Raw genomic sequence first — 8,964 nt, forward strand, 5'->3', positions numbered from 1 at the left:
GGGGGCGCCGGTGGCGGTCCCGCCCAGAGGGGGCTCAGCCCAGCGGCAGGGGAGTGAAGCCGACCTTGCGCTTGGTCTCCTGCCCGGTCTCCACGTAGCCGATGCTCGCGGCCGGAACCACGGCCGTGCCGCCCTTGGAGTCCTGCAGCACGAAGGGAGCGCCGGAGCTCAGTGCCTCGGCGACCTTGGCCTGCACCTCGTCGGCGGTCATCTCGGCGTGGACCACGAGCTCACGGGCCACGTTCTGGATGCCGATCTTGATTTCCATGGGTACCTCCTGCGGGGGTGGTCTCCCCGCGGTGCTCGCGGGTCGAACGCTGTGCGGCGGACCGGTCGCGCGGGGTGTCCGCGTCCGGCGGGTCAGTCCTGGTCGTCGCCGCTCAGTCTAGGAGCCGCCTCCGCGTGGTCCTCGTTGAGGGACTTGATTCCGCCCCAGGCTAAACGGAACAGCCGGTCCTGGACCTCCTCGCGCGTGCCGGCCTCGGGGTGCCGGGTCCAGAAGACCGCGGAGGTCTCCACCAGGTGCACCAGCCCCCGGGACAGCAGCATGGCCTGGGCCGGGGGTGCGCCGGTCCGCGGACCGAGGAACGCCGCCACGGTCTGGGCGACCTCCTGGTAGAACTCGTCCAGCTGCGCGGCAACCTCGGGGAAGGACATCAGGTCCGCGCTGAACACCAGGCGGTGGGCCTGGGGGCACGAGTGCACGAACTCGAAGTGCGTGTCGATCACGTTGCGCACCTGCGCGCGGTTGGAGTCCGCGGTGGCCAGGGAGTCGCCGATGCGCTGCGAGAGATCCGCGAGCGTGTGCTCCACGAGGGCGAGGAACAGCTCCCGCTTCCCCGGGAAGTGCTGGTACAGCACGGGTTTGGACACACCGGCCGCGGCGGCGATCTCGTCCATGGACGTGGCGTGGTAGCCGCCGTCGGAGAACACCCGCAGTGCCGTGTCCAGCAGCTGCTCGCGGCGCTGGTCCCGGCTCATGCGCCGGGCGCGGACGTGAGCGGGGCGCGCGGGTGCATCGGCGGCGTCGGAAGCTGTCATGTGGCCCTCCTCCGAGGACGAGCGGTCGGACATGGTCTCAGCCGACCGCGCGCGGGCGCGGGGCGTCCGAGGGGGACTGTTCGGCGGGAGGCTCCTGCGCGGCGTCGGAGGCCTCCGGAACGGCGACCTCCAGGCCGTAGAGCGCCTCCAGGCCGGTGATGTACTCGTCCGCGCGGCCCTCCGCCGCGAGCTGGCGCGCCCGCACCGTGGGGGCGTGCAGCAGCGAACGGACCATCCGGCGCATGGCCATCTCGATCTGCTCCTCGGCGCCGGTGCAGCCGTGGTGGGCGCGGACCTTGTCCAGCTCGGAGTCCAGCACCGCCATGGTGTGCTTGCGCAGGGCCACGATCGCCTGGTCCATGCTGCGCGCGTTCTGGGCCGTCTCGAACCCGCGGGCGGCGCGCTCCACGATCTCGCGCGCGGCGCTCACGGACTCACTGGTTTCCTCGGGAGCGGCGACGCGCACGGACTCGAGGGTGATCAGCTCCACGCCCGGCAGGTCCGCCACGGCGGGGTCGAAGTCTCGGGCCAGCGCGAGGTCCACCACGGTGCGCGGCCCGTCCGGGAAGGCGGCCGCTGGCATGGGAGCGGAGCCGCCGGAGCACCCGATGATCACGTCCGCCCGGCGCAGGGCCGCAGGAAGGCCCGCGTCCGTCACGGGGGAGCCTCCGCGCTGGTCCGTGAACTGCTCGGCGCGTCCGGAGCCGGAGTAGACCTCGATGTCCGCGCACCCGCGGTCCCGCAGGGCGGCCATGGTGGCACCCGCGTACGCCCCGGTGCCGAACACGAGGGCGTGGCGGCCGGGCCAGTCGCCCGGGGTGATGTCGTCGGCGAGGTCCAGCGCCACCGACACGATGGAGCGTCCGCGTTCGCCGAGCCCCGTGCGGGCGCCCACCTCGCGGGCGGTGCGGGCCGCGGCCTCGAACAGCTGCACGAGGTGACCCGAGGCGGTACCCGACTGGCGGGCCTGGGTGAGGGCCCGGCGGACCTGGCCCGTGATCTCGCGCTCGCCCACCACGGCGGACTCCAGCCCGGAGACCACGGTGAACAGGTGACGGGGGACCTCGGGCCCCTGGTACGCGTCCATGGTCTCGAGCACGAACCGCTCGTCCAGGCCGGCACGTTCCGCGATCCTCTCCGCAAGCTCCTGCTGGGCGCGGGCCACGTTGCGCGGGTCGTGCTCGGACAGCTCACCGTAGAGCTCGAGCCGGTTGCACGTGGAGAGGGTGATGGCTCCCGCCAGCGCACCGCGGGACACGGCGTCCTCGGCCACGCCGAGGGCCCCGGTGCTCAACCTGGCCACAGTGTTGAGGTCAACGGTGCGGTGCGATGCGACAAGACAGAAAAGAACCACAATCCCGCCATCCTAGACGAAGTCGTTCTGCTCCGCCCAGCATAGCCACCAGCGCGCGGCACGGTTCAGGTCCCACCCGTGCGGACGGATCGTCACCAAAACGCGTCGGAGTCCTTTGGCATGATGGGACCATCATGGCTTCCCAGAACGCGCGCATCCCCGAGTCCTCCGAGCCCCGTCCGGCAGGGTCTGCCGCCACGGCCCACGAGGCGGCCCGACCGGACCTGGATCCCCAGGCCGAGGCCGCCGCGTGGCAGCGCCGCCTCGGCGCTCTGCCCGAAGCCCACCCGCTGCGCGTCGGCACCGCCGGGTCGCCGCTCGTGCGCACCCTGCGCGGGCTGCCCGCCGAGCACCGCCCCGTGTGGTTCATGCGCCAGGCCGGACGATCCCTGCCCGAGTACCGGGCGGCCCGGGAGGGCACCGGGATGCTGGAGGCGTGCCTGACCCCGGCGCTCGCCGCGGAGATCACGCTGCAGCCGGTGCGCCGCCACGGCGTGGACGCCGCCATCTTCTTCTCCGACATCGTGGTGCCCATGAAGCTCGCGGGAGTCGGAGTGGACATCGTGGCAGGACGCGGACCGGTGCTGGAGCACCCCGTGCGCTCGGCCGCGGACGTCGCCGCTCTGCCGGAGCTTCCCGACGCCGCCCTGGACCCCATCCGTGAGGCCGTGCAGCGCACGGTCGCGGAGCTGGGGGACACTCCGCTCATCGGCTTCGCCGGGGCACCGTTCACCATTGCCGCCTACGCGGTGGAGGGCGGTCCCTCCCGCGACCACCTGCGTCCGCGCACCATGATGCACGCGGACCCGGCGTCCTGGGACGCACTCGCCCAGTGGGCCGCCCGCACCTCCGGCGCCTTCCTCCGGGCGCAGGTCGAGGCGGGGGCGTCCGCCGTGCAGCTCTTCGACTCCTGGGCGGGCTCGCTCTCGCTCGGGGACTACGAGGCCCACGTGCAGCGTCACTCCGCGGACGCGCTCGGGGCGGTGGCGGACCTCGGGGTGCCCCGCATCCACTTCGGCACGGGCACGGGGGAGCTGCTCACCGCCATGCGGGACGCCGGCGCGGACGCCGTGGGCGTGGACTACCGCATTCCTCTCGACGTGGCCTCGCACCGCCTCGGCGGGCGTACCGTGGTGCAGGGCAACATCGATCCCGCTCTGCTCTGCGCGCCACGGGCCGTGCTGCACGAGCACGCCCGTGACGTCCTGCGCCGGGGCGAGAGCGCTCCTGGCCACGTGGTCAACCTGGGCCACGGTGTCCCGCCGGACACGGACCCGGACGTGCTGAGCGACCTGGTGACTTTCATCCACGAGGAGACCCGGTGACACCCTCCCCCCGAGACACACGGCCGTCCTCTTCCCGGCGTCCTCGCACCGCGCTGGTGGTGGGCGGGGGAGTGGCTGGCCTCACGGCGGCGCGGGACCTGGCCGCCGCCGGGCTGCGCGTCACGCTCGTGGAGGCCTCGGACCACTTCGGAGGCGCCGTGGGCGCCCACGAGGTCGCGGGGCTCGTGCTGGACTCCGGCGCGGAGTCCTTCGCGACCCGCTCCACGGCCGTGCCCGAGCTGATGTCGGAGCTCGGTCTCTCGGAGCGGATGGTCATCCCCAATCCCGCGGGTTCCTGGCTGCACCTGCCCGAGGGTGCGGTGCCGGCACCGCGTTCCGGGGTGCTCGGAATCCCGGCCGATCCCACCGCGCCGGAGCTGCGCGCGGCGCTCGGGCGCTCCGGCGTGTCACGCGCGCGGATGGACAAGGTGCTTCCCTCCCGCATGGGTGCGGGTGAACGCACCGTGGGTGCCCTCGTGCGGGCCCGCATGGGCCAGCGCGTGGTGGATCGGCTGGTGGCACCGTTCGTCTCCGGCGTCTACTCCACCCACCCAGACCAGCTGGACGTGGACGCCGTGGCCCCGGGCCTGCGCGCACGCATGCGCGAGCTCGGCAGCCTGGGTGCCGCCGCGGGCGCACTGCGGGAGGCGAGCCCAGCGGGGGCGAACGTCGCCGGGATCGACGGCGGGATGAATCTGCTGAGCGAGCGGCTCGTGGACGACGCCGAGCGGCTGGGCGTCAAGCTGGTGGCCCGCTACGACGTGATCGCCCTGGACCGTGATCCCCGCCGACCGGGGTGGATGGTCATCCAGCGACAGCCCACGGACGGGGACAAGACCGCGGTGGCCCGCGGCGAGCTGCTCGTGCTGGCCGCGGACGGCCCCACGTCCGTGCGGCTCATGGGCTCGCACATCACGGACGCACAGAACTTCACACCGCGCTCCGGTCCGCGGATCGCGCTCGCGACCCTCGTGCTGGACTGCCCCGCCCTGGACGACGCGCCGCGCGGCACGGGCGTGCTCGTGAGCGACGACGTCCGCGAGGTCCGTGCCAAGGCCCTCACCCACTCGAGTGCCAAGTGGGCGTGGGTGGCTCGGGAGGCGGGGGAGCACCGCCACGTGGTGCGGCTCTCCTACGGGCGCACGACCCCCAAGGGCACCGGCGCCTCGCCGGAGGTCGCCCTCGAGGACCGGCATTTGATCTCGCTGGCCCTCGGGGACGCGAGCACGCTGCTGGGCGTGCCCATCGAGCCCGCCCAGCTGGTGGGCGCGGACGTGGTCCGCTGGCACGCGGCACTGCCCCGCACCGACGCGGGGCACAGCGTCCGGGCCGCGGGCTTCCGCCGCGCGCTGAAGGACGTCCCGGACGCGGTGGCGGTCGGCGCGTGGCTGTCGGGGACGGGGCTCGCAGCGGTGGTCACGGACACGCGGCAACAGGTCAGGAACCTGCTCGCCCGCCACGGGTACGACGTCGCCACGTGACGTCGCCCACGGGAGCGGCACGGGCGGCGTCGTGGACGCCGTGACCGGTGACCGGGACCCGCGCGGGTGCAGCGAACGAGAAGAGAAGACGGCGAGAGGAAGTGCACGATGACTGAGCACGGAGCAACAGACGCACAGGGCGCCGCGGGAGAGGGCGGCGAGACCCTGTACTGGGCCGGCTACACGGTGCTGGAGCGCACGGGGCAGCGGCCGCAGGACGCCGATTCACCGGCCAACAGGGAGGCGTTCGACGCGCTCGTGGCGGACCTCGAGCAGCGGGACGTGACCGTACGCGGCGTGTACGACGTCTCCGGGATGCGCGACGGGGCGGACCTCATGGTGTGGCTCACCGGCAAGGAGCCGGAGGTGCTGCAGGCCGCGATCCGTGAGCTGCGCCGCCAGCCCCTGCTGGCCGGGACCCGGCAGGCATGGAATGCCATGGGCGTGCACCGCGAGGCGGAGTTCACGTCCAACCACTCGCCCGCGTTCGCGCGCGGTGCCGAGGCCCAGAAGTGGGTGTGCGTCTACCCGTTCGTCCGCTCCTACGAGTGGTACTACATGAACCCTCAGCGCCGCGGGGAGATGCTCAAGAACCACGGCATGAAGGCCCGCGAGTACCCGCAGGTGCTCGCCAACACCATCGCGTGCTTCGGGCTCAACGACTTCGAGTGGCTGCTGGCCCTGGAGGCCCCGGAGCTCGTGGACCTGGTGGACATCATGCGCCACTTCCGCAACACCGAGGCACGCCTGCACGTGCGCGAGGAGACCCCGTTCTACACGGGGCGCCGGATCACCACCCACGAGATTGCCGAGGTGCTCGACTGAGATGACTGACACCCGAGAGACCAATGCCCTGAGTTCCGAGCGCGCCAACGCGCCGCACAGCTTCGACGCCCTGATCCTCTCCTCCTTCGGTGGGCCGGAGGGTCAGGAGGACGTGATCCCGTTCCTGCGCAACGTCACGCGCGGCCGCGGCATCCCGGACGAGCGGCTCGAGGAGGTGGCCACCCACTACCGTGCGAACGGCGGCGTGAGCCCCATCAACGCCCAGAACCGGGCGCTGCGCGATGCGCTCGAGGCCGAGCTGCGGCGTCGTGGTGTGGAGCTGCCGGTGCTGCTCGCCAACCGCAACTGGGACCCGTACGTGGCGGACGTGCTGCGCGAGAGCCACGAGCGCGGGTACCGGGACCTGCTGGTGCTCGCCACGAGCGCGTACTCCGGGTACTCCAGCTGCCGCCAGTACCGGGAGGACTACGGCGTGGGCCTGGAGGAGACGGGGCTGCAGGACGAGCTGCACGTGGAAAAGATCCGGCAGTACTACGACTCCGAGGGCTTCCTGCGCCCGTACGCCACCAAGCTGCGGGACTCGCTGCTCGCCCTGCGCGAGCGTACTGACGGACCCGTGCGCGTGCTGTTCACCACCCACTCCGTGCCCATGACGGACGCCAACGCGGCCGGCTCCCAGCGGATGAGCTTCGAGGGGAACTCCGCCTACGTGGCGCAGCACCTCGCGGCCGCGCGCTGGATCGTGGAGCAGGTGGGCGAGCCCATGAACGGGGTGGAGTGGGAGCTCGTGTACCAGTCCCGCTCCGGGCCCCCGCAGGTCCCGTGGCTCGAACCGGACATCTGCGACGTCATCGAGGAGCTGCCCGGCAAGGGCGTCACCGGCGTGGCCGTGGTGCCCCTGGGCTTCGTCTCGGACCACATGGAGGGGCTGTGGGACCTCGACACCGAGGCCCGTGACGCCGCGGCCGAGGCCGGTCTGGAGTTCGAGCGCATCCCCACCGCCGGCACCGATCCCGAGTTCGTGGCCGCGCTCGCGGACCTCGTGGAGCAGCGGCTGGGCACGCCCACCGCGCCCCCGCGGGTCTCCGCGTGCGCCCAGGGCACGTGGTTCGACACGTGCGCTCCGGACTGCTGCGTGAAGGTGCTGCGCGGCCAGAGCGAACCCCGCCCCACGATCGCCCAGCGGCCCGTCGGCGAGCCCATCCCCGTGGGCCTCGACGAGAACGGCGAGGTGATCCACCGGTGAGTGGACCCGTGTTCAGGGTGGGCACCCGCGGCTCGCAGCTGGCCATGACCCAGAGCCGGTGGGCGGCCGAGGCCGTCTCCCGTGCCGGGGGCATCGACCACGAGCTCGTCACGGTGCGCACCGAGGGGGACGTCCTCACGGGGCCGCTGTCCCAGATGGGCGGCACCGGGGTGTTCGCCACCGCGCTGCGCTCGCAGGTGCTCGACGGACGGGTGGACCTCGCGGTGCACTCGCTCAAGGACCTGCCCACGGCCCCCGTGGCGGGACTGCGGATCGTGGCCCTGCCCGAGCGTGAGGACCCGCGGGACGCACTGTGCGCCCGGGACGGTCTCACGCTGGCCGAGCTGCCCGAGGGGGCGGCCGTGGGCACGGGCTCGCCCCGCCGCGTGGCCCAGCTGCGCGCCCTGCGTCCGGACCTGCGCATCGTGGACATCCGCGGCAACGTGGGCACCCGCCTGAACCGCGTGGCGCCCGCGGACCCGGGGGATCTCGATGCCGTGGTGCTCGCGGCCTCCGGCCTCAAGCGGCTGGGCCTCGACGGCAGCATCACCGAGTACCTGGACCCCCACGTGATGCTGCCCGCCCCCGGTCAGGGCGCGCTCGCGCTCGAGGTCAGTGCCCAGCTGGACCCCGCCGGTCCGCTCATGCGGGGTCTCGAGGCCGTGGACCACCTGCCCACCCGGCTCGCGGTCACCGCGGAGCGGGCCGTGCTCGCCCAGCTCGAGGCCGGCTGCGCTGCGCCCGTGGGCACGTTCGCCCGCGTGGCCGGGGACGTCCTGGAGCTCGACGTGGTCGTGGCCAACCCGGACGGGTCCGAGGTGATGCGCCGCAGCGAGTCCGTGCCCGCGCCGTCCGTCGAGGAGGCCGAGGCCTTCGGGCGCCGGGTCGCGGACGACCTGCTCGCACAGGGCGCCGACCGGTTGGCACGGCTGAGCCTGTGACCACCCGTCGCGTGCTCGTGACCCGCGATCCCGCCGCCGCGCGCCCCCTGGCCGCGCTGCTGCGGGAGCGCGGGTACGAGCCGTGCACCGCCCGATTGCTGGAGGCCTCCCTGCCCCTCGACACCGAGCCCCTGCGCGAGATGCTGCGCGAGGCGGCTCGACCCGCCGTGCCCACGTGGCTGTGCGTGACCTCGGCCACTGCGGTCCACGCCCTCGCGGCGGTCGCGGACTCCCCGGACTGGAGCGCGCGTCTCGACGCCGCCCGGCCCGCCCCGCTGCGGATCGCCGCCGTGGGTGCCGCGACCGCGCGGGCCCTCGCCGAGCACGGTGTGGGCGTGGATTTCGTGCCCGCCGAGACCTCCAGCGCCGTCGGCATGCTCGAGGAGTGGCCGGAGCGCATCGAGGAGCCGGGGCTCGAGGGCAGGCAGCCCCCCGCCGCGTCCGGTGCACCACGGGCCCTGCTGCCCGTGTCCGCGCTGGCCTCCACCACTCTCGAGGAGGGCCTGCGGGCCAAGGGGTACCGTGTCTGGCGGGCTCGCGCCTACGACATGGTGCCCGCCCCCGCCCCGCGGCCGCTGAGCAGGATCGCGTCCGAGCCGGACGACGCCCCGGAGCTCGATCGCACGGCCGCCCGGGCAGCGTGCGCCTCGGGTGAGCTGGCGGCCGTGGTGGTCACGGCGCCGTCGCGGGCGGCGGAGCTGCTGGACGGCAACCGTCCGTCGGCGGGCACCGCGTGGATCGCGATCGGTGAGCCCACCGCCCGCGCGCTGCGTGATCGCGGCCTGACCCC

Annotated in this window: 9 protein-coding genes; 6 read left to right on the forward strand and 3 right to left on the reverse strand. The window is 73.6% G+C overall.

All coding sequences use genetic code 11. The features are described from left to right. Window positions 1–34: 34 nt before the first annotated feature. The 3 genes from D9R02_RS10250 to D9R02_RS10260 all read right to left on the reverse strand — a co-directional run bounded on the left by D9R02_RS10250 (window position 35) and on the right by D9R02_RS10260 (window position 2,395). Entirely contained in the window at window positions 35–268 is a 234-nt protein-coding gene (locus D9R02_RS10250; protein ID WP_121566864.1) for a DUF3107 domain-containing protein, read from the reverse strand. Window positions 269–360: 92 nt separating this feature from the next. Then, window positions 361–1,041, reverse strand: coding sequence for a TetR/AcrR family transcriptional regulator (locus tag D9R02_RS10255; protein ID WP_259463949.1), 681 nt, complete (start codon window positions 1,039–1,041; stop codon window positions 361–363). Between the two features lie 37 nt (window positions 1,042–1,078). After that, window positions 1,079–2,395, reverse strand: a complete 1,317-nt coding sequence (locus D9R02_RS10260; protein ID WP_121566866.1) for a glutamyl-tRNA reductase — start codon at window positions 2,393–2,395, stop codon at window positions 1,079–1,081. A 134-nt stretch (window positions 2,396–2,529) separates the two neighbouring features. Here D9R02_RS10260 and hemE point away from each other — a divergent pair, with 134 nt between their 5' ends. The 6 genes from hemE to D9R02_RS10290 all read left to right on the forward strand — a co-directional run. Continuing rightward, window positions 2,530–3,720: a uroporphyrinogen decarboxylase gene (hemE, locus tag D9R02_RS10265; RefSeq protein WP_121566867.1), complete on the forward strand. Its 1,191-nt coding sequence runs from the start codon at window positions 2,530–2,532 to the stop codon at window positions 3,718–3,720. Continuing rightward, window positions 3,717–5,201 (forward strand): protoporphyrinogen/coproporphyrinogen oxidase, encoded by a 1,485-nt coding sequence (locus tag D9R02_RS10270; RefSeq protein ID WP_121241024.1) that lies wholly within the window; start codon window positions 3,717–3,719, stop codon window positions 5,199–5,201. The genes hemE and D9R02_RS10270 overlap by 4 nt, the downstream gene beginning before the upstream one ends. A 108-nt stretch (window positions 5,202–5,309) precedes the next feature. Then, window positions 5,310–6,026, forward strand: a complete 717-nt coding sequence (gene hemQ, locus D9R02_RS10275) for a hydrogen peroxide-dependent heme synthase (protein ID WP_019309454.1) — start codon at window positions 5,310–5,312, stop codon at window positions 6,024–6,026. A 1-nt stretch (window position 6,027) separates the two neighbouring features. Beyond that, window positions 6,028–7,233, forward strand: coding sequence for a ferrochelatase (locus tag D9R02_RS10280; RefSeq protein WP_121566868.1), 1,206 nt, complete (start codon window positions 6,028–6,030; stop codon window positions 7,231–7,233). Then, the gene (gene hemC / locus D9R02_RS10285) at window positions 7,230–8,174 is read left to right on the forward strand and encodes a hydroxymethylbilane synthase (protein ID WP_121566869.1); all 945 of its coding nucleotides are present in this window, start codon (window positions 7,230–7,232) and stop codon (window positions 8,172–8,174) included. Before D9R02_RS10280 ends, hemC begins: the two co-directional genes overlap by 4 nt. Continuing rightward, window positions 8,171–8,964, forward strand: a 794-nt coding sequence (locus D9R02_RS10290) for a uroporphyrinogen-III synthase (RefSeq protein ID WP_121566870.1), incomplete at its 3' end; no start/stop codon positions are given. The genes hemC and D9R02_RS10290, both read left to right, overlap by 4 nt.

Origin of the sequence: Kocuria rhizophila, from assembly GCF_003667225.1 — a bacterium.
GTDB classification, from domain to species: Bacteria; Actinomycetota; Actinomycetes; order Actinomycetales; family Micrococcaceae; genus Kocuria; species Kocuria rhizophila.

Excerpts from the sequence above, each read along its gene's own strand:
- D9R02_RS10250 (WP_121566864.1), bottom strand. The coding sequence starts at position 268 with ATGGAAATCAAGATCGGCATCCAGAACGTGGCCCGTGAGCTCGTGGTC.
- hemQ (WP_019309454.1), top strand. The coding sequence starts at position 5,310 with ATGACTGAGCACGGAGCAACAGACGCACAGGGCGCCGCGGGAGAGGGC.
- D9R02_RS10280 (WP_121566868.1), top strand. The coding sequence starts at position 6,028 with ATGACTGACACCCGAGAGACCAATGCCCTGAGTTCCGAGCGCGCCAAC.
- D9R02_RS10255 (WP_259463949.1), bottom strand. The coding sequence starts at position 1,041 with ATGACAGCTTCCGACGCCGCCGATGCACCCGCGCGCCCCGCTCACGTC.
- hemE (WP_121566867.1), top strand. The coding sequence starts at position 2,530 with ATGGCTTCCCAGAACGCGCGCATCCCCGAGTCCTCCGAGCCCCGTCCG.